The sequence below is a fragment of the Novosphingobium sp. genome (genome assembly GCF_031424035.1).
Classification (GTDB): Bacteria; Pseudomonadota; Alphaproteobacteria; order Sphingomonadales; family Sphingomonadaceae; genus Novosphingobium.
Genome location: NZ_JANPGP010000012.1, coordinates 18,088 through 38,022 on the forward strand (window position 1 = coordinate 18,088; position 19,935 = coordinate 38,022).

29 protein-coding genes are annotated in these 19,935 nt (G+C 62.3%); all 29 read left to right on the forward strand.

Going from position 1 to position 19,935, the window contains the following annotated elements; genetic code table 11:
- Window positions 1–42 precede the first annotated feature (42 nt).
- Window positions 43–699: a hypothetical protein gene (locus tag RMO89_RS01130; protein WP_310530707.1), complete on the forward strand. Its 657-nt coding sequence runs from the start codon at window positions 43–45 to the stop codon at window positions 697–699.
- On the forward strand, window positions 659–2,791 hold the full coding sequence (locus RMO89_RS01135) for a terminase gpA endonuclease subunit (RefSeq protein ID WP_310530708.1): 2,133 nt from the start codon (window positions 659–661) through the stop codon (window positions 2,789–2,791). Before RMO89_RS01130 ends, RMO89_RS01135 begins: the two co-directional genes overlap by 41 nt.
- Window positions 2,792–2,795: 4 nt before the next feature.
- Window positions 2,796–3,095, forward strand: a complete 300-nt coding sequence (locus tag RMO89_RS01140) for a hypothetical protein (protein WP_310530710.1) — start codon at window positions 2,796–2,798, stop codon at window positions 3,093–3,095.
- 32 nt (window positions 3,096–3,127) lie between these two features.
- On the forward strand, window positions 3,128–5,230 hold the full coding sequence (locus RMO89_RS01145) for a hypothetical protein (RefSeq protein WP_310530711.1): 2,103 nt from the start codon (window positions 3,128–3,130) through the stop codon (window positions 5,228–5,230).
- A gap of 80 nt (window positions 5,231–5,310) precedes the next feature.
- Window positions 5,311–5,436 (forward strand): hypothetical protein, encoded by a 126-nt coding sequence (locus RMO89_RS01150; RefSeq protein ID WP_310530712.1) that lies wholly within the window; start codon window positions 5,311–5,313, stop codon window positions 5,434–5,436.
- Window positions 5,436–6,059, forward strand: coding sequence for a hypothetical protein (locus tag RMO89_RS01155; RefSeq protein WP_310530713.1), 624 nt, complete (start codon window positions 5,436–5,438; stop codon window positions 6,057–6,059). Before RMO89_RS01150 ends, RMO89_RS01155 begins: the two co-directional genes overlap by 1 nt.
- Before the next feature lie 10 nt (window positions 6,060–6,069).
- On the forward strand, window positions 6,070–6,576 hold the full coding sequence (locus tag RMO89_RS01160) for a hypothetical protein (protein WP_310530714.1): 507 nt from the start codon (window positions 6,070–6,072) through the stop codon (window positions 6,574–6,576).
- A 3-nt stretch (window positions 6,577–6,579) separates the two neighbouring features.
- The gene (locus tag RMO89_RS01165; RefSeq protein WP_310530715.1) at window positions 6,580–6,951 is read left to right on the forward strand and encodes a hypothetical protein; all 372 of its coding nucleotides are present in this window, start codon (window positions 6,580–6,582) and stop codon (window positions 6,949–6,951) included.
- A 12-nt stretch (window positions 6,952–6,963) separates the two neighbouring features.
- Window positions 6,964–8,436 (forward strand): hypothetical protein, encoded by a 1,473-nt coding sequence (locus RMO89_RS01170; RefSeq protein ID WP_310530716.1) that lies wholly within the window; start codon window positions 6,964–6,966, stop codon window positions 8,434–8,436.
- Between the two features lie 9 nt (window positions 8,437–8,445).
- Window positions 8,446–8,682, forward strand: a complete 237-nt coding sequence (locus RMO89_RS01175; RefSeq protein WP_310530717.1) for a hypothetical protein — start codon at window positions 8,446–8,448, stop codon at window positions 8,680–8,682.
- Window positions 8,675–9,253 (forward strand): gpW family head-tail joining protein, encoded by a 579-nt coding sequence (locus RMO89_RS01180; protein ID WP_310530718.1) that lies wholly within the window; start codon window positions 8,675–8,677, stop codon window positions 9,251–9,253. Before RMO89_RS01175 ends, RMO89_RS01180 begins: the two co-directional genes overlap by 8 nt.
- A 2-nt stretch (window positions 9,254–9,255) precedes the next feature.
- Window positions 9,256–10,929: a phage portal protein gene (locus RMO89_RS01185; RefSeq protein WP_310530719.1), complete on the forward strand. Its 1,674-nt coding sequence runs from the start codon at window positions 9,256–9,258 to the stop codon at window positions 10,927–10,929.
- Window positions 10,926–11,834: a S49 family peptidase gene (locus RMO89_RS01190; RefSeq protein WP_310530720.1), complete on the forward strand. Its 909-nt coding sequence runs from the start codon at window positions 10,926–10,928 to the stop codon at window positions 11,832–11,834. Before RMO89_RS01185 ends, RMO89_RS01190 begins: the two co-directional genes overlap by 4 nt.
- 23 nt (window positions 11,835–11,857) lie before the next feature.
- Window positions 11,858–12,367, forward strand: a complete 510-nt coding sequence (locus RMO89_RS01195) for a hypothetical protein (RefSeq protein ID WP_310530721.1) — start codon at window positions 11,858–11,860, stop codon at window positions 12,365–12,367.
- A 26-nt stretch (window positions 12,368–12,393) separates the two neighbouring features.
- Complete coding sequence (locus RMO89_RS01200; RefSeq protein ID WP_310530722.1) at window positions 12,394–12,747, forward strand: head decoration protein; 354 nt, start codon at window positions 12,394–12,396, stop codon at window positions 12,745–12,747.
- 25 nt (window positions 12,748–12,772) lie between these two features.
- Window positions 12,773–13,831 carry a major capsid protein gene (locus RMO89_RS01205; protein WP_310530724.1) on the forward strand — a complete coding sequence of 353 codons (1,059 nt, stop codon included), beginning with the start codon at window positions 12,773–12,775 and terminating at the stop codon, window positions 13,829–13,831.
- Between the two features lie 14 nt (window positions 13,832–13,845).
- Window positions 13,846–14,070 carry a hypothetical protein gene (locus RMO89_RS01210; protein WP_310530725.1) on the forward strand — a complete coding sequence of 75 codons (225 nt, stop codon included), beginning with the start codon at window positions 13,846–13,848 and terminating at the stop codon, window positions 14,068–14,070.
- Window positions 14,071–14,163: 93 nt separating this feature from the next.
- Complete coding sequence (locus tag RMO89_RS01215; RefSeq protein ID WP_310530726.1) at window positions 14,164–14,325, forward strand: hypothetical protein; 162 nt, start codon at window positions 14,164–14,166, stop codon at window positions 14,323–14,325.
- 14 nt (window positions 14,326–14,339) lie between these two features.
- Window positions 14,340–14,807, forward strand: coding sequence for a hypothetical protein (locus RMO89_RS01220; RefSeq protein WP_310530727.1), 468 nt, complete (start codon window positions 14,340–14,342; stop codon window positions 14,805–14,807).
- A gap of 26 nt (window positions 14,808–14,833) precedes the next feature.
- A complete protein-coding gene (locus RMO89_RS01225) occupies window positions 14,834–15,121 on the forward strand; it encodes a hypothetical protein (protein ID WP_310530728.1) in 288 nt (95 codons plus the stop codon).
- Window positions 15,122–15,133: 12 nt separating this feature from the next.
- A complete protein-coding gene (locus tag RMO89_RS01230; RefSeq protein WP_310530730.1) occupies window positions 15,134–15,829 on the forward strand; it encodes a lysozyme in 696 nt (231 codons plus the stop codon).
- Window positions 15,826–16,101 (forward strand): hypothetical protein, encoded by a 276-nt coding sequence (locus tag RMO89_RS01235; RefSeq protein WP_310530731.1) that lies wholly within the window; start codon window positions 15,826–15,828, stop codon window positions 16,099–16,101. Before RMO89_RS01230 ends, RMO89_RS01235 begins: the two co-directional genes overlap by 4 nt.
- Window positions 16,101–16,451, forward strand: coding sequence for a hypothetical protein (locus RMO89_RS01240; protein WP_310530732.1), 351 nt, complete (start codon window positions 16,101–16,103; stop codon window positions 16,449–16,451). The genes RMO89_RS01235 and RMO89_RS01240 overlap by 1 nt, the downstream gene beginning before the upstream one ends.
- A gap of 40 nt (window positions 16,452–16,491) precedes the next feature.
- Window positions 16,492–16,671 carry a hypothetical protein gene (locus tag RMO89_RS01245; protein ID WP_310530734.1) on the forward strand — a complete coding sequence of 60 codons (180 nt, stop codon included), beginning with the start codon at window positions 16,492–16,494 and terminating at the stop codon, window positions 16,669–16,671.
- Between the two features lie 82 nt (window positions 16,672–16,753).
- Complete coding sequence (locus RMO89_RS01250; RefSeq protein WP_310530735.1) at window positions 16,754–17,089, forward strand: hypothetical protein; 336 nt, start codon at window positions 16,754–16,756, stop codon at window positions 17,087–17,089.
- Window positions 17,089–17,535 (forward strand): hypothetical protein, encoded by a 447-nt coding sequence (locus RMO89_RS01255; RefSeq protein ID WP_310530736.1) that lies wholly within the window; start codon window positions 17,089–17,091, stop codon window positions 17,533–17,535. Before RMO89_RS01250 ends, RMO89_RS01255 begins: the two co-directional genes overlap by 1 nt.
- Window positions 17,536–17,566: 31 nt before the next feature.
- The gene (locus RMO89_RS01260; RefSeq protein WP_310530737.1) at window positions 17,567–17,710 is read left to right on the forward strand and encodes a hypothetical protein; all 144 of its coding nucleotides are present in this window, start codon (window positions 17,567–17,569) and stop codon (window positions 17,708–17,710) included.
- Between the two features lie 6 nt (window positions 17,711–17,716).
- Window positions 17,717–18,922, forward strand: coding sequence for a hypothetical protein (locus RMO89_RS01265; protein ID WP_310530738.1), 1,206 nt, complete (start codon window positions 17,717–17,719; stop codon window positions 18,920–18,922).
- Between the two features lie 67 nt (window positions 18,923–18,989).
- Window positions 18,990–19,862 carry a hypothetical protein gene (locus RMO89_RS01270; protein WP_310530739.1) on the forward strand — a complete coding sequence of 291 codons (873 nt, stop codon included), beginning with the start codon at window positions 18,990–18,992 and terminating at the stop codon, window positions 19,860–19,862.
- Window positions 19,863–19,935: the final 73 nt, after the last annotated feature.

Sequence of the window (19,935 nt, forward strand, 5' to 3'; positions counted from 1 at the left end):
CGAACGGACCCCTCGAACTTCCCCCAAATCATCGGCTAACTGATGGCCCGAGCCGCCTCCAACATCGAGGTTCACCTTCGCCGGCTGGCGACGGCCAAGCCCCGCATCGCCAAACTGAAGCGCGGCGAATTGCTATCCTCGATGCCTATGGCTGAAATGCTCGGCGTGCGCTGGCCGGCGCTGCGCGATTGGTGCGGCGACATTGAGGGATTTGAGGCTAGCGGCGCGTTCGAGCGCGGCGGCAACGGGGTCGAATGGAAGTTCGATCCGCGCAAGGTCCACGCCTTCCTGACCAACCACTTCGCAAAGCGGGTCAAGCAACAGGCGGTCAAGAGCGCTAAACTGACCAAGGCGGTCGGTGTCACGATGTCGCCAGATGAGGCGGCGCCGAGCCTCGCCGAGACGAAGGATCTGGTGAACCTGACGCTGGCAGTCACTGCGGCGCAGGAAAAGCAGGGGTATTTCATCCCGGCCCACCAAGTTTCGGACTTCATCGCGGGCTACAACGAAGCCGTGGTGAGCGGCATCCTTGGCACTCGAACGAAGGTCGATCCGAACGGCAACCTGCCAGTCGCGGTACGCAAGGCGCTGGACGAGCATCTACGCTCTCTGGCGACGGCGGTTCACGCACTGGCGCAGAAATTCATCGGAGATTGTGGTGCGCGTTCTGAGCAGGGGGGAACTGGCAGAGCGGGCTGACCTGCTCGCGAACCACGCCTTCTGCCAAAGCCCAGCCGCGATAGCCGCCAAGTTCACCGACCGGCTGCTGCCCCGTGAATCAATCACAACCCTCGACTGGTCGCTGAAACACCGGATCATCCGCAAGCCGGATGACACGCGAACCCACTGGTCACTGGACCTGACGCCGTACCTCGCCCCGATCATGGCGGCGCTGGACGACCCGGAAATTCTGGAAGTCGTCGTACCAAAGCCGGGCCGCTGCGGCGGCACGGCGGTTGCTGAGAACCACGCAATGAAGCGGCTCGACAGCGGGCCGACCGGCGACATCATGTGGTACTTGGCGGGGCCAGAGGAAGTTCGGTCCTACGCTGACCGCATATTGGCACCGCTGTTCGAAGACCACACGGCCATCGCCTCGCGCATCGGCGGGGGTAAGAGCGACAACAACAAGACCCGCAAACGGGTGGCCGGGCAGACCTTCGAACTGATGGTCATGTCGGCAAAGACCACGACCAACCGGCAAGGCGCGTTCATCGTCTTCGACGAACCGGACAGCTACAGCCGGGACTATCGCTCAAACTTCCTTGAGCAAGGCCGGCAGCGCCAGCGAATGCTGGGCAACGACCGCAAGATTTATGCCTGCGCGCACCCCGACATCGGCTGGAGCGGCGGGATTTCGGCAGGCTGGGTACTGTCGACGCAGGGCATTTTCGTGATGCAATGCCCGCACTGTGACGGGTTCGCATCGCCCTACCCGACGAAATACTGGCAGGAAGTCCCGCGCTTTCGCCTGTCCTACACCAAGGCCCCGGAAGGCACGCCGGTCGACCAGCGCCTTTCGCTTGCGGAGCGAACTGCGGCAATGGGTTGCCCACACTGCGGCGCCTGCCTTGACGAAGACGAGCGGCGAGAAATGGTCGCCAAGGGTGCCTACATGCACAAAGGGCAGGAACTCGACATCAAGGCCGGGATCATCGGCGAACCTGATGCAAACCGGACCTGGGGCTTCTGGATTCATGTCCTGATGGCCCCGCAAGTCGGCATGGGCGAACTGGCACGCGAACTGGAAGGCGCGATCGAACACAAGGAACGCACCGGCAAGAGCGACAAGCTCAAGCAGGTTATGGTCCGCACGTTCGGCGAGGTGTTTGAAGGTGCGGGCGATGCGGCCGGGCTGGATGCGCGCTTCCTCAAGTCGCGGACCAAGGATCTTGCCGCAAATGAGGAGCCGGTACGCTACCGCATGGGCGAGGTTCCTGCTGGCGTGAAGTTCATCGTCGCTTCGGTCGACGTAGGCGGCGGCAAGTTCGACGTGCTGCTGCGCGGGTTCGACCTGCAACGCCGCTCATGGCTTCTGGACCGCTTCACGATCCGGCAGCGCGAACACGGCGATGGTATCATGCGCGACATCACGCCGAGCAAAGTTCAGGACGACTGGACCGTTTTGGAAAGTCAGGTGATCGACCGCCTGCTACCGATGCAGGGTGATCCGGCCAAGGCGATGCCGGTCGCGCTGACGGTGATCGATGCTTCGGACGGCAACGTGACATGGAAGGCTTACGAGTTCGCCCGGCGCATGGATCGCAAGCGTTGGGGATCATGGCGCAAGGTGCGCTGCATCAAGGGCGCTACCACCGCGAAGGCACCGCCTCTGCCGGTGACGCCAACGACGATCAGCCGAGACAATGACGGCAAGCCGCTTGAGCCGAAAGTGACGCTGCACATGCTGGGCGTCCACCAGTTGAAGGAAAGCGTGGTCGACGACCTCGCGATCTCGGACGGCTCGCCGGGCCAGTGCTTCTTCGCTCTCGATACGCCCGACAAGGCATTCGAAGAGTTCTTCAACGAAGTGCTGATCGACGGGAAATGGGTTCGCAACGGACCTCAGGAATCACTCGATCTCTACGCCTACAGCGAGGCGGGCCGGCTGATGCTGGAGCCTGACCGCAAGGGCCGGGATTGGGCGGCGGGCAAAGAGCCGCCTTGGGCAACTCCCATCAGCCTGACGGACGATGGCGAGCCCGCAACAGCAACCAAAGCGCCCGCTGCGGCGCCAGCTACAACGCAGTCCTTCGCGGACAAGTTAAACCAGTTGGACCAAGGAAACTGAACTCATGGCAGCCCGTGATTATGACCCGATTGCCGCGTCGCAGGCCAACGTCCCTGCTGGCCCGACCGGCGTGCAGGGCGACTATCTGGAGCACCTGCTGGTGATCCCCGCCACGACAGCGCCGGGTGCGGTAAGCATCAAGGACGGCACGGGCGGAACGCCGATCACCGTCTTTGCTGGCGGGACGCTGACCAGCGTGATCCCGTTCACGATCCCGATCTACGCCAAAGCCAAAGCACCGGGCGGCTGGCTCATCACGACCGGCGCGAATGTCTCTGTGCTGGCGGTTGGCGAGTTCGCCTGATGGTTCTCAAAGGGCACCCCTTGCGCGTCTGTATGGCGGCTGCGGCGGGTGCTGCTGTTTTCAGTGGGAGCGCATCCACCCCATTCGGCCCCGCGACCTTCTTTGCATCCGGTGAAGAAGGCTTCTGGTACGATCCGTCTGACTTCACCACCATGTTTCAGGACACGGCGGCGACCGTCCCCGTCACGGCAGCGGGCCAGACCGTTGCCCGCATCAACGACAAGAGCGGGCGGGGAAACCACGCTACGCAGGCATCGGCAGGTCAGCGGCCGACGCTCCGCCAGCACGGCACAACGCTGAAGTATTACCTCGAATTTGACGGGGTGGACGACAACCTGACCACGACCGTTGCCTTTGGCTCGGTGCAGGTGCTTTCAGTATTCGCGGGGCTTCGCAACCGGACCCAGATCGACCTCGCGGGCCTGCTGGAAATGACCTCCGCATCATCGACCACGTGCGTTCGCCAGCGAGCAGTGGGTGGGAATACGATCTGGGACGCGCTGCTTTCAGGAACAACTGGCGAAGGTTCAAGCTGCAACGCGACTTCCAACACAACCGCGCCGAACGATATGGTCATGTCGTCACAGCACGACATCCCGAACGATCTTTCGACTGCGCGCGTCAACGCTGTGGCAGGGGCGAATGCGGTTGGCGACAAGAGCACCGGAACGCTCGGCACGGTCACGGTCAACATCGGCAAGATGAATTTCCGCACAGGGGTCGCCGCCGACCTCTACGGCATCATCGTGCGCGGGGCTTTGACCGCCACGCCGACCGATGCCGAATACTGGCTCGATACGGCGATGGGAGGAGGAGTAATGCCCCCTTTTAGCGAGCCGGAGCCGCCGATGGCCGCGAAGCAAGGCTTTGCCCGTGAACTGGACGGGCGTTTCCCGTGGGTAGTTCACGGGCAGCCCGAAAGCCAGTTTACGTTCTGGTCTGACGTTGGCGTGAATGTGCTTGATAGCTGGAACCCCGATGTCTCGGGCGTCAGCGGTTACGATTACGCGAATATGGCTTCATTCAATTCGTCGCATATTGCGGCGGCAGAAGCATGGGACAGCGCGGCCATTTCGGCGGGGTTCAAGTTCGCTCGCCATCCGTACACAGCGGCCCGCGCCCTTGCTGATCTTGAGGCGGTAATGCGCGAACACATTGTCGGCTGGTCGGCGCAGGATGAACCAGAAGCCGGCTCAGGCTTCGACATCGCCCCACAGCTTGCCATGATGGACGCTGCGGACCCGACATTCACCATTCCGCGTCGCATTAATTTCACTGGCCCAGCGGTGATCTTTCAGCAGGCGTCGGTCCTGTTCCCATACTTCAACCAGTTTGCCGATTACCCCGCCGTGCAGGCGGGCTTTGACCTTTACCCGGTGCAGCAGACCACGGCTGGCAAGACGGTCATTCTAGGCTACCGCCCAAACGGCCAGCCCTATACCGCTACACATTCCTCGTTGGGGCTGGTGTCATCACGCACGGAACAGTGGCCCATTAGCGGCACGCCGACCGACAATCCGCTGGCAACGTCACCCTATGCCGTGTTCATCGCCACGGCGGGCTTCGTTGAGGGCTATCAGACCGAGCTTCGCATTCCGACGCCGGAACAGGTGCGGTTCCAGATTGCCGATGCGATTGTCATGGGGGCGGAAGCGATCAGCTTCTTCCCGCAGCGGTTCGAGTGGATCACCGGGGCCAAGACCTTCACCAGCCACAACGCGACACCCGGCACGGTCAAGACGGCGCTGACCAGCATTATTGCGCGCTGGCAGGCGCTGGAAACGGGCTTCGCGGCCAACCTGCTGATCGACCCGGCGACCAACCGCATCTGGCCGACGGCCTACCGCGTCTGCCCGGACACGGTGCCCAGCGGCCAGCAGGACACGGCGGAAAGCGGCCTGACCTTCGCCAGCCCACCGACCAGCGCCTACCTGCCTGGCCCGTTCCAGGGATCGAAGCGGGTGACCAGTATCGGCAACGTCTATTTCATTCAGAACATGATGGACGAGGCCGCCAGCCTGACCGACGCGACGTGGGGCTTTTCTGCCGTCAGCTTCGCGGCGCGGGAGACGCTGGTGTTCCTTGAGGCCGACAGGGCGAATGCAGTTTGGTCTGACATTGATGGGGCGCCGTGAGGCGAAAGCGTCGCGAGCCATACTTTAACCTTCATCGCCGCAGCCGGCGCGTGGGCCTGATGTTTTCCAAGGATTGAACGATGGCGCTCATTACCGACCCCGATCTGGCAGCAGTGACACCGACCAAGCGTGACATGGCCCGCGAGACTACCCCGGTGCAGGCCCATCCCGGCACCGGGACGCAACACGTGAGGGCTTATATCTGATGCTCTTTGATCTCGTCCGCGTTCTGACCCCAACCGTAGGAACTGGCACCCTGACGCTCGGTGCGGCAGCGGATGGTGGGCGCACTTTTGCCGCGGCTGGTGTGATGGACGGCGAAATTGTCAGTTATGCGATCGAGGACGGCGCCACCCGCGAGGTAGGTGAGGGTATCTACAGCGCGGGCACCCTGACGCGCGACATGAAGGCGTCAACGACTGGATCGCTGCTCAGCCTTTCTGGCAGCGCCAAGGTTTCGATCACAGTGCTTGCTGCTGATCTTCCAGCGGTTAGGTTTCCCCGGATCGCGGAAAGCGCGGTCAACGGGCACCGGGCTTTGTCAGCCAATGCGGCCGGGCAGGTCCGCCACTGCGGCAGCGACAGCGCCGACGCGCAGGCGGTCCTTGGCATCTCGCTCGGAGCGGCAATCGTGGGTGACATCGTGCTTGTTCACTCAGGCGGCGATGTTGAGGAATCCTCGTGGAACTGGACACCTGGCCCGGTGTGGGTCGGCGCGGGCGGCGTTCTGACACAAACCCCGCCATCTACCGGAACCTTGATCCGCATCGGTGTAGCGAGCGCGACAACGAAATTGACCGTCAACCCGCAGGTGTTGGCGAAACTGTGAAGGAAGAACGATGGGTGATTATCTGAAACTGGCGAGCGGCGTTCCGACCGATGCGAACGCCAACGCGACCTCGGCCGGCGCGGGTGATGCCGGCAAGATCGTGAAGCTCGACGGCTCGGGCAAGATCGACAGCACAATGATGCCCATCGGGGTCGGTGCTGAAACACGCTCGATGACCACCTCGGAAGCCGTTGCTGCGGGTGATCTGGTGAACATCCACAACTCTACCGGCCCCAAGGTCCGCAAGGCCGACGCCACGACCGCAGGCAAGGAGTCCCATGGCTTCGTTCTCTCGTCGGCCGGCAGCGGCGCGAGCGTGACGGTCTATCCCGAGCAGGCGGTGATCAGCGGGCTGACCGGGCTTACGCCGGGCACTCGTATGTTTCTCGCCACCACGGCGGGGACCAGCACCGCGACCGCGCCATCCACTTCAGGACAAGTGGTGCAGGACATCGGCTATGCGATCTCGACCACAGAAATTCTGTTCAACCCACGCCAGCCGATCACGTTGGCTTAAGCCATGGCTGCTCGCAACGCCCTTGTCCTGATCGGCGGCGTCCCTGCGGAAATGCCCGCAGGTGACACGCTGAACGGGACTTCAGGCGGTGGGGGTGGAGCGAATGGAACCGCAACACTCGACTTCGGCGCGTTCCCCGGAACGAATGAGGCATCTATCACCTTTGCCTCGGCTGGCATCGCGGCGGGTTCGCGAGTGACCGCGGCCATCATGGGCGGCGACACGACAAGCGACCACACCGCTTCGGATCACCGATATGCCGCCGCACTGATTGGCCTGAGCTGCGCCGCGACGGCAGGTGTCGGTGGGACGATTTACGCGCGTTCAAGTGAGAAATTACAGGGAACCTTCGCGGTTCGCTGGTCCTGGTCATAATTGGAATTTAGCATGGCACTTGACACAATTCTGGCAGGCGGCGTCTCAGGCAATAAGGCCGAAGTCACTGGCGGGCAGGTTCATGTCCGCCCAGAGACGGATGCCGCAACCAATCCCGGCAACATCGGCGGCGTCAAAATCTATGGCGAGAATGATGGTGGCGACCTGACGGGCAATGTATTGCTCAAGTCGCCTGAGATCGATGTCGATTACCGTATGCGTGTAAGTCAGGATTTGATGCTTGACGAAGAGGTGTTCAACTACACCGCGCAGAACACCGGCAAGCACAGTTATTCCAACACGACCATGACGAACGCATGGACGGCGGGGCAGCTTACCACGAATAGCAGCTCGATCACCACGATCACGACCGGCACGATGTTTTCTACCTACGCGCAGTTTCCCAACACCGGCACGACTACCCTTTCGGCCGACACTGAAGTCGCATTCTCGGCGCAGCCCACGACCAACACCTTTATCGAATTTGGCCTCGGGCTCCCCGGCACGGCGACCACCGCACCGAGTGATGGCGTGTTTTTCCGCCTGACCAGTGCGGGCTTGCAGGGCATTGCCTCATTCAACGGTACGGAAACCTCGACCGGCGCTTTCCCGCTGGCGGGCGGCACCGGCACTTGGGCCTATACCAACAACAAGCGCTATCAGTTCATCGCCTATATGGGCGGCGTTGAGGCGCAGTTCTGGGTCAATGACGGAACGGGAGCAGTTCTGCTTGGCGTGATTCCTCTACCCATCGCGCAGGGCCGCATTTGCATGGCGGCTGGCGTTCCTTATTTCTTCAAGCACCGTATTACTGGCGGCGCTGCGAGCGGCGTTATGCAGGCGATTGTTGGTGCATACGGCGTCCGCCAAGGCGGCACCAACCAGACCACAATCCCCAGCACCAACGGCAACCGCCTATATGGTTCCTATCAGGGACTTTCGGGCGGCACGATGGGCAGTCTCGCTAACTACGCCAATTCAACCAACCCCACCGCCGCCGTGCCGACCAATACCACCGCCGCGCTGGGATCTGGCCTAGGCGGGCAGTTCTGGGAAACCGATACGCTGGCGGTCACGACAGACGGCATCATCTGCTCATATCAGGTTCCCGCTGGCACGGTTAACCTGCCCGGTCGCCGCCTGATAATTCGCGGGGTCAAGGTCGCCAGCTTTGTGCAAACGGCACTGACGGGCGGTGGCTATAACGAGCAAGTGAGCCTCGCCTTCGGCCATACGGCTGTATCGCTGGCAACGGCTGAGTCGGCAACCACGAAGGCCCCTCGCCGAGTCCCGATTGATATTCGCACGGTGGCATCCGGCGCGACGGCCTTGACGAAACTGGAAACGCTGTGGCTCGACCTTGGCGACGCTCCAATCTTCGTTAACCCCGGCGAGTTCGTTGCGGTGGTGAAGAAGAAGGTTGGCACGGCTCCAAGTGCCGGCGTGATTGGGCATGTCATCACCTTCGTTTACGGTTGGGAATGATGAACTGACATGCTCGGCTTCAGCCCAATTGGCTTCCTCCCACTCGGCTTTTCGATCCTCGCGCTTTCGTCCGTCATTACGGTTGGCGGGAGTATGGTGGTTTCGTCACCGGGGAGCGGGATGATCGCCAGTTTTTCTGAAGCGGCGGCTACCGTGAATGTGGCCGGCTCCACGATCTTCAATGCGCCCCAGGGCGGAATCAGCATCAACCTAGTGGCAAACGGAATGGTGGTAAGCAATGCTTGAGGCCAAGACCATCTATCAGGGCGACACGCCCGTCTGGCACGTTGGCCATGATACCGATGGTGCGGGCTCCATGGCCGACCTGACTGCGGGCTATACCTGCCGTGTGCGCGTTGTCGGAACCGCAATTGACCGCGCCGTGACCGATCAAACGGCGGATCATCTGAACTTCGTGGTTGCGCTGACCAAGGTTGAAACCGCCGCCCTCGCCGCTGGAAACTACATTCTGGCGATTCAGATCGAGAATGCTGGCGCGGCGTTCACCGCCGAGGATCAGGGCATCCTGACCGTCAAGACGCAGGCGATCGAAGGCGTTGTCGACCCGGTGATCAGCGAAGTCGACGCACTGAAAGCTGAACTCGCGCAGGTCCGCGCCGGGCGCATTGCCCTGATGACGGGCGGTGTGGTGCAGAAGGTCCGCAACGGCAGGTATGCAACCGAAATCTGGTACGCGACGGCGAGCCTGTCGGATTACAACATGATGATCGCCACGCTGGAGCGCGAGATTGCCGCGGCTGATCGCATCGCAGGCGGCGGCACCCGCCGCAGCGCCATCAGCGTGGTTTGGAACTGAACATGGCAGGACTTATCAGCGCAGCCACCGACTTCGGGCGCGGCATGATGGGCTATCTCGGCTTCGGATCGTTCGACGCGGGCCGCAGCGACATTCAGGAAACGGCTGGCTGGATTCCCAGCAAGACGCACCCCGACATGGCTTTCGCTGGCTCAGGCGGCTTGATCACCGAGCGCGGCGAAGACCTTGACCGCAACTCTGCGTGGATCAACGGCGCACTGGACCGCAGCGTAGAGGCCGTCATCGGCAATGGCCTGCAACCGTGGCCGACGCCGATTTACGACCTGCTCGCCGATAGCTTCGACAGCAAGGCAGCGATGCAATGGGGCCGCAAGACCCGCGCGCTTTACCGCGCATGGGCAGAAGACCCGCTGTTCCGCTGCGATGCCCACATGCGTTTCAGCGTCGGCCTGTTGACCCGGCTTGCGTACCTGAACTTCCGGCGCGGCGGCGAGGCCATAGCTGAACTTCGCAAGGACAATCGCGGCGCGACGAACCCGCTCAACGTCCTGCTGATCGACCCGAAGCGCCTTCGCAACCCGATGGGAGTGCCCGACACCGACCCGGTGATCCGCAACGGTGTCGAGCGCGGCCCCAGCGGCGCACCGATCGCGCTGCACATCCTCAAGCGCCACCCCGACGATCCAGCGCCTGACTTCGACCGGATGCAGACCGAGCGCATTCCTATGCGGACGACGACCGGCACGCCGAAGATGATCCACATCATCAATCCGCGCTACATCGAACAGACGCGCGGCTTCTCGAAACTGGCGGAATCAATGGTGCCGGCGAAGATGCTGGAGCGCTACGACCGCGCCGAGATCAACGCCGCCTTGCTCAACGCGGTAATGGGCTTCTTCATCAAGTCGCCCGGCACCCCGGAAGACCTCGCCGAGATGGTCGCTCCGGGCAGCACGCTCACCGAGGGCAACGCGCTCAACGAATACGTCAACTATCGCGGCCAGAACCCTATCCGCCAGGTCGGCGACGCCTTCATCCGGCAACTGCTTCCCGACGAGGATGTTGTCACCGTCCAGCCGACGCACCCGAACGCGGTCTATCCCGAGTTCCAGAAAGCACAGCTCGCCAAAATCGCAGCCAGTCACGGCCTGTCCTACCCGCAAATCTCGCAGCAGTGGGATGGCATCAACTATTCGTCGGCGCGCGCCATGCTCAACGAAATCTGGCGCGGGATGCTGCAAGAGCGCGATTACTTCGCCCAGAACTTCGTCCATCCGATCTACGTCGCATGGATCGAAGAGGAGGTGGCGGCGGGCCGCATCAAGGTTCCGGGCGGCCCGGCCAAGCTCTACTCCAACCTATCGGCAGTCACGAACTGCCGCTGGATTGGCCCAGCGCGCGGCACGGTCGACCCGCAGAAAGAGTCGATGGCAAAGAACCTCGACAGCGCGGCGCACCGCGTCTCGCCGGTCGAACTGGCGCTGGAAGAGGGTAAGGATATTTTCCAGATCCTCGACGATGTGGCGATCTACCGCGAGGCGCTGGCTGATCGCGAACTTCCCGAGCCGAACTACAACACGAAGGCCGCGGCAGACGCTGGCGCAAGTGATGGTAGCGGCGACCCGGCTGGCACCGAGCAAGACCGCGATGGCGACGGGGTTCCGATGGAAGACAAGAAACCGAAGCCCGCGACGAAGAAAAGGCAACCGGCATGACGGCTTTCCCTCTCTGGGCCGAGCGCCTCTACAACACCCCGGTCGCACTGGCACAGCACAAGAACGACGCGCTCTGCGAGTTCGCCGAGATGCGGATTTCAGGCAAGTCGAGCCTGCCCGAGCGCATCGGCGTCGGCTCGCTTGAGGGTGTCCAGATGCGCGCGATGAGCGATGAGGCCAGCTTCTACAACGAGGATGGCCGCAAGCCGTTCCAGTTCAAGGGCTCGATTGCCGTGATTCCCATGCGCGGCACGCTGGTTCATCGCGCCGACTGGATGGACGCCGAGAGCGGTCTGTGCGGCTACAATCGGCTGCTGAAGCAGTTCCGCGCCGCGCGCGACGACCGCGACATCAAGGGCATTTTCGTGCCTACCAATTCGGGCGGCGGCGAGTGCGCCGGGATGTTTGCCGCAGCCGAGGAAATTGCCGCGATGGCAAAGGCCGAGGGCGGCAAGCCAATCTACGTCTATCTCGACGAACAGGCGTGTAGCGCGGCCTATGTTCTGGCATCGGCTGGCGACAAGGTGCTTGGCCGGCGCGAGTGCATCGGCGGCTCGATTGCTGCGCTGATGAACATGATCGACAAGTCGAAGGCTTACGAAAAAGTGGGTCTTGAGCCGCATGTCGTTCGCGCATCTTGGGCCGACCGCAAGGCTATCGGCACGGGCGGCGAGAAGTTTGACGCCGAACTGCTGACCAAGATGGGTTCGTTGGTCGAAGAGATCAGCGAGCAGATTGTCGAGTTCGTCGCGGCCATGCGCCATGTCCCCGTGAAGGCGCTCAAGTCGCTGCGCGGCGAAGTATTCTCGGGCCGCGACCTGCTGAAATATGGCCTGATCGACGACATCGTTTCTGAACAGGAAGCGTGGGCGATGCTCGAAGAAGAGATCGACCAAGCCGCCTAACCCCCTGCGAAAGCGAGAAATCCATGACGACAAGCAAGCGCTTGGCGGCGTTCCGCGCCGACCATGCCCCGAGCCATGCGCCCGAGGCCAACGAACTCCCCGCCGCCAATTCCGGCGACGAAGAGCCCACCCCCGATCCTGATGAAGAGGAACCGGAAATGACTGACACCACCGCAATGAACGAAGCGGTCGCGCAGGCTGTTGCAGCCGAACGCACCCGCACCAACTCCGTGCTGGCAAGCGAGCATTATGCTGGCCGTGAACCACTGGCGACCAACCTGCTCGCAACTGACCTCAGCGCCGAGCAGATCACCGCCGCCCTCGCGAGCGCAACCAAGGTTGAACCCGCGGCAATCACCACCCCTGCCCCAGATGCCGACGAAGCCGCCCGCGCCGAAATGCAGGACGCCATCAAGGCGAACGGCAACTCAGGCATCGAGCCGGGATCGGGTGGCGGCGTCACCGATCAGCAGACGGCAGAGGCTGGCATGAAGTCGGCCATCGCCAAGGCCAACGAAATGGCGGGCTACTGAGCCTGAAACCCGAAAGGACTTAGACCATGACGACCTACACCGAAGGCGCACTGGACGGCGAATTTCTCGCGTTCGAAGTGCATCCCGAAATCTGCCGCGAGCAGACCACCTTTTCTTCCGGCAACAGCATTGTCGCCGGCCAGATTGTGAAGGGCGCGCTCGGCACCACCGTTCCGGCTGTCGCTGCTGACACCACCGGCCTCTACCTCTCGTTCCAGAACACGGACGCGAGCGCGGCAGCCAAGAAGGGCGCTGTAATCGTTCGCGGCCCCTGTGTCGCGACCCGTAGCATGATCACCTACCCAGCCGGCTCGACCGCGCCGCAGAAGGCCGCGCACGACGCCGCCCTCGCGGCTGTCGGCATCATCGTCCGTAGCTGACCCCTGACCTGAAAGGACATTACCCATGCTTACCATGGACATTTTCAAGGGGGGTGCCGCTGGTGGCGCATTCTCCGCAATCACGCTGACGACTGGCATCAAGGATGTGAAGTTCACGCCCGGCCTGCTCGGTTCGATGAACCTCGTTTCGAAGGTTCCGATCCGCACCGAAAAGTTCGCGATCGAGCGCATGACCGACTCGCAGCGCCTGATCCCCGTGACCGAGCGCGGCACGCCCATGACCCGCGCCACGCGTGATCGTCGCAACATCCGCGACTTCCGCACGCTCCGCACGGCGAAGATTGACCATATGCGCGCCACTGAAGTTGCCGAAATCCGCGCCTTCGGTTCGGAAACGGAACTGATGGCGGCCCAGACCGAAGTGGCAATGCGCCTCGCCAAGCTGCGCCGCGACCACGAACTGACTGAAGAATATCGCCTGCTTGGCATGATCGCCGGCAACGTGCTGGATTCGGATGGCTCGGGCGTGCTGTACAACTGGTTCACCGAGTTCGGCATCGCGCCGCCGACCGAGCTTGGCTTCAATTGGGCTGCTCGCACGCAGGTTAATTCGTACATCAAGCAGAACGTCATCCGCCCGATTGTTACCGCCCTTCAGGGCCGTGCGCCGGCCGGGATGCGGATTGTCGCTCTGTGCGATGGCGCATTCTATGACGCGCTGATCGAAAACGCCGAAGTGCGCGCCACCTACCTGAACTGGCAGGCAGCCGAGCAACTTCGCGGCGGTGCCGGCAAGATCGGTGCGGCTTACGAATCGTTCGACTTCGGCGGCGTGACTTGGATCGACTACCGCAACGCGGTCGATGCCAATTCGATCAATGTCGGTCTGGCGAGCGGCAAGTGCCGCATCTTCCCGGTCGGCGTGCCTGACATGTTCCAGAAGATCGTGTCGCCCGACGATGAAGACTTTACCTTCATCAATACGCTCGGTCAGGAATACTATGCCCGCTCGATCCTCGACCCATCGGGCTACAATGCCTACGTCGAGATGTCGGTTCGCGCCTATAACGCGCATGTCTGCACCACGCCGGAAGCCCTGCTTTCGGGCCGTGTCGGCGCTTAATCAGGGAGGCTGACATGGCTGAACTGGTCAAATGCAAGGCGCTCAAGGAGTTCGTCGAGTTCGTGCCGGGTTACGGCATGGTTGTCGGCGCACCTGACAGCAAGGAAGATGCAGCCAAGAACCCGATGGTTCCGGCTGAGATCGTCGACCTGCTGGTTGAGCACGGCAAGGTCAAGGCCGCTGGCAAGTCCAGCGCGCCGGCCGCCGATCCGGCACCCGCTGCCGACGAAGCCCCGTAGAGGGTCGCAAGGGGGTCGGGGCGTTCGCGTCCCGGCCCTTCCCGGCCTCTGTCCGCAGGGGCTCGGAAGGGTATGTGAGGAAGGGAATTTCCAATGACCGATGAAGCACTGGCAAGGCAGATTGGCGCGCAAATGGCTAAACTGCACCGCGTATCGAACAAGCTCTGCGAACTGCTGACTGAGGCATCAGTTCGGCTTGAACAGAGCGGCCAGATCAGTTCGGTCGAAGCTGTCATTGAACCCAAGGAAGACTGAGCGTGACCCCGGCTATGATCGTCAACGCCTTACTGGTGTTGGGGGTCTTCGTCCTCCTTGCTTATGCGTGGGGACGAAGGCCGGGGCCGCTGGTCTTGTCTGTGTCGGTGGCGCTCGTTGTGTCGCTGGTACTGATTGCCGCGCTGGAAAAACGGGATGCACTCTCCGCGCTGCTGGCTGTTGATGCCGGCCTTGTCGCGGCAATGGCTCACCTGGCCCTTGATCGATCGACGCCGCAGCATATCGCTGGCCCGGCCAAAATCATCATGATCGTCGGTACGCTCAAGATTGCTTTCGCGCTCTCAGGCGCGCTGCTTGATCTCAATCACAACACTCGCGCGGCTACACGAAATGGAGCCTTCGTCATTCAGATACTTGTCGCCGGGGGAATGCTTGATGGGCTCATCGCTTGGTTGGGCCATCGCAGTCGGCTCCTTGGGGCTCGCGCTCGTAGAGTGCTTCATCGTTTGGAGGGCGAGTAAATGTCGCAGGCGCAAGGATGATGGATGTGAATGACGACAAGATCGCCCCGATTGTTGTGGGCGTTGTGGCCGGGATGGCGGCGCGGATTGGCCGCATGATCCAAGAGGAAGGCTGGCCTTCGTGCCGCTCCCTACTCGGCTTCATGTTGCAGCTCGGCGTGATCATGCTGGTTGCCGCCGTGGCTGTGGATGTGACGGGCGTAACCAGCCCGATACGCGCCGCGCTGGTCGCTTCGGTCCTGACGATGGCGAGCAATGAGACGATCGCCATGTTGAGGGCAAAAGCATCATCAATCGTCGACAAGACGATTTAGGAAAGAGCCGCCATGTTCACCGACTTCAAGAGCGACGCGCCAATCTTCGATGCCATCCGCATCGTGGGCGGCAAGTTCGACAGCCGCGACGTTCTCGCGATCCACGGCGCCATCGCGCAGGCCCGCGCGCTTAAGGACGATAAGCCGATCTTCGATGTTGCCCGCCGTCTCGACGATGACGCTGACGGGCTTTCGCAGGTCGAAGTCGACACGTTGAACGCCGGCCTCGCCGCCGCGCGCGCCGGGGCGGTCAATATCGCCCCCATCGCCACAGGTCGGCAGATTGGCGCAGCGGGCCTCGCGCTGATCAAAGAGTTCGAAGGGCTTGAACTGAAAGCCTACCTCTGCCCGGCGAAAGTCTGGACGATTGGCTACGGCTCTACCGGCCCGCATGTCACACCGGGGCAGGTGATCACCGAAGCGCAGGCCGACACCTTGCTGCAACGCGACCTTGACCGCTTTGAGGATGCCGTCGCCAAGGCCGCGCCGGGCGCGACACAAAACCAGTTCGACGCGATGGTCTGCCTCGCCTTCAACATCGGCATCGGCGCGTTCCTCAAGTCGAGTGTGCTGCGGCTGCACAAGGCTGGCGAGCATCGCGCCGCCGCTGAGGCGTTCGGCATGTGGATCAAGGGCGGGGGCCGTGTGCTGCCCGGCCTTCAGCGTCGCCGCGCCAAGGAAGCTGATCTCTATCGGAAACTCGCATGAATGCCGGCCAAGAACACATCGCCCGCAACATCTTCGGCGGCGTGGCTTTCGCTGTCGCAACGGCGGTCATCGGCTTCGTGCTATCGCCGTTCGTGCCGGAATCGAAAGAGGCCATCGCGAACATCATCCTCGGCAACGTGCTGGGTTGGCCGCTGATGGTGCTGGCCTATCACTACGGCTCAAGCAGCGGCAGCCGCGCCAAGGATGCGACCATCGCGACCGCCGCGGCAAATGACGGCCCGCTCGACCTTACCGGCTCGGAGGCTCCCTGATGCCCGCCATCTCACAGCGTCTCATCTTCATCCTTGCCGGCATCGCGCTCGCCATCGCTGCGCTGTTCTGGATCACCGGAGCGCTCACGGGCGGAAAGCGCGCCAAGGTGGAAGCTGAGCTGAACGGGAACCGGGCTGATGCTGCCGCGTCTAGCGGAGCCGATGCCGTCAATACCGTGGGCGACCGGCACGCCGCCGAAACCGACATCGACAGGAAGGTGCAAGATGCACAAGGCAATATCATCTCTGCAACTGATGCCGCTGGCGCTGATCGCGCTGGCCGTGACGGGTTGTGTTCAGTCGCCGCCCATTTCTGCCCCGACCGCAAGCTGCACCACACTCATCCCTGATAGCTGGCGCAATCCGGTCGATCATGCTCCAGCGCCGGTATTGGATTCCGACACACTCGCACAGATGAAGGCATGGATCGTATTCGCGACTGCTGAAGTCGGGCAGCTCGAAAAGGCTAATGGCCGCACCGCTGACACTCTGGCGATAATAGAACGCTGTGAAGACCGCGACCGCGCCGCCGTGAAGCGTTCGAAACCCAAGTTCCTCGGCCTGTTCTGATGGAAACCCTGATCGGCATCGCATTCGCCATCGTCGCTGTGAACGCGCTCGCGTGGATGTGGTGGAAAGCGAAAGACCTGACATGAACTACGCCAGCCTTGAAGACCGCGCCCCGGCTGCCGACGCTCTAGCGCGCACCATGCTCGGCTTCGCGATCACCTATACGATTGGCAGCCGCGCCTATTCGATCAAGGCGCACGGCAGCATGGAAGACGGCACGATCTCGCTCGGCACCTCGACGGGCATTGTCCAGCAAGTCGAACTGATGGTGCTGAAAACCGACCTGCCGGCTCGCCCGGTCAAGGCGCACCGCATCCGCATCGCCGCCAAGCCGGGCGACATATTCGAGCCGGTCAACGTGCAGGATGACGACACCGGGCGGCACTGGTTGTTCAATCTGAAGAAGGTGGTTGCCTGATGCCCAGCGCAATCGAGCAAGTCCTGACCGCGCTACGCACGCCGCTGGAAGCCGCTGGGCTGAACATCGAAGTCGACCGCGATGAGGCCGACATTCTGGCCGGCGCGGAATATCCCTGCGTCGCCCTGTCATGGGGCGGGTCAACGCTAGAGCTGCTCGACAACTGCAATTCCTACCTGTGGCGCGCGAGCGTGACCTTTGATTGCTGGGCTCAGGTGAAGACCGGCCAGAGCGTGCTGGCGCAATGCGCGGCGCAGGCCGGCACTGTGGCGCAGGTGATCCAGACCGAAATGCAGACATCGCGCTTCGGCGGCCTGTTCTTCGATGCGAACCCCGTGGCCGTGGGCGACTTTGCCAACCTCACCGAAGACACCGGCACCATCGCCGTGACCGCTGAAATCCTGTTCCAGACGCCCAAGGGTGACTGGAATACGATCCTGACCTGACCTCCTAACTACAACCCGAAAGGACACCGACATGGCCCAGGATGAGGCCCGTACCGACACGCCTGAATACGGCTGCTTCAGCGACCTCGCTGCCGAGCAGGCCGCCACCGCCGAAGCGCCCAAAAAGGCCGGCAAGACCGACACCCCCGCCGACGCCTCGGCTGATCAGGAGTAATCCGACATGGCTTTCAACGGTAAAAAGTACGCAATGGCCGTGAAGGTTCAGGCCGACGCCAATACCCCGGCGACGATTTCAACCTCGACCGACATGCTGCTGTGCTACGATATTCAGCCGGGCGGCGACCCGTGGACGCTGGCCAACCCGGAAGCAACCGGCACCCGCTTCAAGCGCGGTGAACTGGCAATCGGCCGCAGCCGCTCCGTGACCTTCAACGTCATCCTGCGCGGCCCCGGTGGAGCCAGCCCGCCCGCCGCCGACGCCTTTGTCTTCGGGCGCATCCTGCGTGCCGTGGGCTACAAGGAAGAGGTGCAGGCAACCCCGCTGTTGGCAACCGGCGCGATCACTGCCGGCACCACCACTTCGGGCATCCTGCCCGTGGGTGCATCTGCCACCGATGATTTCTACAACGGCCTGCCGGCGATCCTCTCGGATCAGGGTGTGGGCGTGAAGGGCATCACGGCGATCCGCGATTATGTCGGCAGCACCCGCACGGCACACTTCATGGAAACCTTCGGCGTCGCGCCGGCCGCAAACGTCACCATCCCGGCATTCCTTGGCTATCGGTTCTGGTCTGCCGCGCCCGACCTTTATCTGTCGGTCGACTACTGGATGGACCAGAAGCGCTACAAACTGACGGGCGGCACCGTGTCGCAGTTCCAGCGCAACGTGGGCGTTTCGAACAACTCGCAGACCGCGTTCACCTACGCCACGATCACGATCACGGGTGATGTTCACCCGAGCACACCGGAAATCGACGAAGTTTCGCCGGTTGTGGCGGAAGGCGGCGCGATTCCGACCTTCCGTGATGCTGACTGGTGGCTTGATAAACTGTCGGTCTGCGGTTCGTCGGCAGTGTCGGATTACCAGATCCAGACTGCCCGCGCGCCCTGCCCGTCGAAGGCGTCGGGCGGTGAAGCCCCGATCATCACTGAGCAGTCTCGGCAATGGTCGCTCTCGCTCAATGAAGTGCTGCTCTCAGCGAAGGACTTCAACGCGCTGGCGCAGGCCAATAACGAAATCGGTACGACCACTTCGATGTGGGCGCAGTACGGCACTTCGACCGGCAAGGTGATTTCGATGGGCGTCTGCGATGGCCGCCTCGGCTATTCCGAGCCGACCATCAACGGCGAGTTCGTTGGCCGCAACCCGACGCTATTCGTCGACGCGATCGAGAAGAGCGAGTTCATCGTCTATCCGTACTTCTGATTTCTGACTCTCCCCACCTCGGCGGGCTGGCTTGCGCTGGCCCGCCGTTTTTTCAGGACAATCCCCAATGAAATCCCCAACCTCAATCCCCGTGGAAGCGTCGAGCTTCACCTACATTCCCGAATGCCTTTCAGGCACTGAAGGTGCCCCGACCTTCTGCCTGCGCTATGGCACGCGCCGCGACAAGCACGCCTCGCAGGACGAGATGAACTTTCGCCGGGTTCGCAGCCATTCGGCTGAGGACATCCGCGAAGCCGTGATCGAAGAATTTCGCTCCAAGTGGGCATCCGATGAACTCGACATCGACGAACTCGCCGCCCGCATCCGCGCCTTCTACGATGACATGGACGCGCTTGAGAAAGCCATCACTGACTGGCTCAAGGAATGCACCGAGATCGAGGCGGAGAACGAAGGACTGGCCAAGGCCGGAAAGACGCCGCGCGAGTTTCCGCCGCGCCCGCAATCAGACATTGACGCTGGCGAGCGCGAGAAAATCGCCGGGCTGATCGAAGAGATTGAGTCCGCATCCGAACGGATTGGCCGCATCCGCCGTGACAACAACAGGCGCGAGCGCCTCATCCGGCATGTGTCACTTGCCCTGCTGCTGGAAGAAACCAGCCTTCCGGTGCCGCTGAAGCGTGACCGTGACGGGATGCTGACCGATGCCACCCTGTTTGCCATCGAAGATGAACTCGAAAAGCAGTTCTCTGGCGATGGCCAGCGCGCCGCGTTCTGGCAGCTTGGAACGCAGGCGATGATGACCCTCTATCTGGGCAGGGAAGAGGAAAAAAACTCGCAATCGCCGTCGCCTGGTACTTCAAACCCCAATGGTTCGACGGCGCAGGAATCCGAGAGTTCGACTTCGGAAAACTCGGCATCGAAGGAGCCGGAACCGGCCCCCACCCCCGGCACTTCATCCCCGATGGATACACAGACCTGATCAGCCTCGCGCTGCAAAGTCGTGATGGGTACGGCGCGATGCGCTGGCCCGATGGGCGCGGATTGCTCGACCA

What these genes read in the sequence shown, in the direction of transcription:
- RMO89_RS01150 (WP_310530712.1), top strand. Translation starts at nt 5,311, where the DNA reads ATGGCGCTCATTACCGACCCCGATCTGGCAGCAGTGACACCGACCAAG.
- RMO89_RS01195 (WP_310530721.1), top strand. Translation starts at nt 11,858, where the DNA reads ATGACGACAAGCAAGCGCTTGGCGGCGTTCCGCGCCGACCATGCCCCG.
- RMO89_RS01205 (WP_310530724.1), top strand. Translation starts at nt 12,773, where the DNA reads ATGCTTACCATGGACATTTTCAAGGGGGGTGCCGCTGGTGGCGCATTC.
- RMO89_RS01265 (WP_310530738.1), top strand. Translation starts at nt 17,717, where the DNA reads ATGGCTTTCAACGGTAAAAAGTACGCAATGGCCGTGAAGGTTCAGGCC.
- RMO89_RS01160 (WP_310530714.1), top strand. Translation starts at nt 6,070, where the DNA reads ATGGGTGATTATCTGAAACTGGCGAGCGGCGTTCCGACCGATGCGAAC.
- RMO89_RS01230 (WP_310530730.1), top strand. Translation starts at nt 15,134, where the DNA reads ATGTTCACCGACTTCAAGAGCGACGCGCCAATCTTCGATGCCATCCGC.
- RMO89_RS01130 (WP_310530707.1), top strand. Translation starts at nt 43, where the DNA reads ATGGCCCGAGCCGCCTCCAACATCGAGGTTCACCTTCGCCGGCTGGCG.
- RMO89_RS01260 (WP_310530737.1), top strand. Translation starts at nt 17,567, where the DNA reads ATGGCCCAGGATGAGGCCCGTACCGACACGCCTGAATACGGCTGCTTC.
- RMO89_RS01270 (WP_310530739.1), top strand. Translation starts at nt 18,990, where the DNA reads ATGAAATCCCCAACCTCAATCCCCGTGGAAGCGTCGAGCTTCACCTAC.
- RMO89_RS01180 (WP_310530718.1), top strand. Translation starts at nt 8,675, where the DNA reads ATGCTTGAGGCCAAGACCATCTATCAGGGCGACACGCCCGTCTGGCAC.
- RMO89_RS01185 (WP_310530719.1), top strand. Translation starts at nt 9,256, where the DNA reads ATGGCAGGACTTATCAGCGCAGCCACCGACTTCGGGCGCGGCATGATG.
- RMO89_RS01215 (WP_310530726.1), top strand. Translation starts at nt 14,164, where the DNA reads ATGACCGATGAAGCACTGGCAAGGCAGATTGGCGCGCAAATGGCTAAA.
- RMO89_RS01210 (WP_310530725.1), top strand. Translation starts at nt 13,846, where the DNA reads ATGGCTGAACTGGTCAAATGCAAGGCGCTCAAGGAGTTCGTCGAGTTC.
- RMO89_RS01235 (WP_310530731.1), top strand. Translation starts at nt 15,826, where the DNA reads ATGAATGCCGGCCAAGAACACATCGCCCGCAACATCTTCGGCGGCGTG.
- RMO89_RS01220 (WP_310530727.1), top strand. Translation starts at nt 14,340, where the DNA reads ATGATCGTCAACGCCTTACTGGTGTTGGGGGTCTTCGTCCTCCTTGCT.
- RMO89_RS01140 (WP_310530710.1), top strand. Translation starts at nt 2,796, where the DNA reads ATGGCAGCCCGTGATTATGACCCGATTGCCGCGTCGCAGGCCAACGTC.
- RMO89_RS01240 (WP_310530732.1), top strand. Translation starts at nt 16,101, where the DNA reads ATGCCCGCCATCTCACAGCGTCTCATCTTCATCCTTGCCGGCATCGCG.
- RMO89_RS01200 (WP_310530722.1), top strand. Translation starts at nt 12,394, where the DNA reads ATGACGACCTACACCGAAGGCGCACTGGACGGCGAATTTCTCGCGTTC.
- RMO89_RS01190 (WP_310530720.1), top strand. Translation starts at nt 10,926, where the DNA reads ATGACGGCTTTCCCTCTCTGGGCCGAGCGCCTCTACAACACCCCGGTC.
- RMO89_RS01170 (WP_310530716.1), top strand. Translation starts at nt 6,964, where the DNA reads ATGGCACTTGACACAATTCTGGCAGGCGGCGTCTCAGGCAATAAGGCC.
- RMO89_RS01155 (WP_310530713.1), top strand. Translation starts at nt 5,436, where the DNA reads ATGCTCTTTGATCTCGTCCGCGTTCTGACCCCAACCGTAGGAACTGGC.
- RMO89_RS01145 (WP_310530711.1), top strand. Translation starts at nt 3,128, where the DNA reads ATGGCGGCTGCGGCGGGTGCTGCTGTTTTCAGTGGGAGCGCATCCACC.
- RMO89_RS01165 (WP_310530715.1), top strand. Translation starts at nt 6,580, where the DNA reads ATGGCTGCTCGCAACGCCCTTGTCCTGATCGGCGGCGTCCCTGCGGAA.
- RMO89_RS01250 (WP_310530735.1), top strand. Translation starts at nt 16,754, where the DNA reads ATGAACTACGCCAGCCTTGAAGACCGCGCCCCGGCTGCCGACGCTCTA.
- RMO89_RS01255 (WP_310530736.1), top strand. Translation starts at nt 17,089, where the DNA reads ATGCCCAGCGCAATCGAGCAAGTCCTGACCGCGCTACGCACGCCGCTG.
- RMO89_RS01175 (WP_310530717.1), top strand. Translation starts at nt 8,446, where the DNA reads ATGCTCGGCTTCAGCCCAATTGGCTTCCTCCCACTCGGCTTTTCGATC.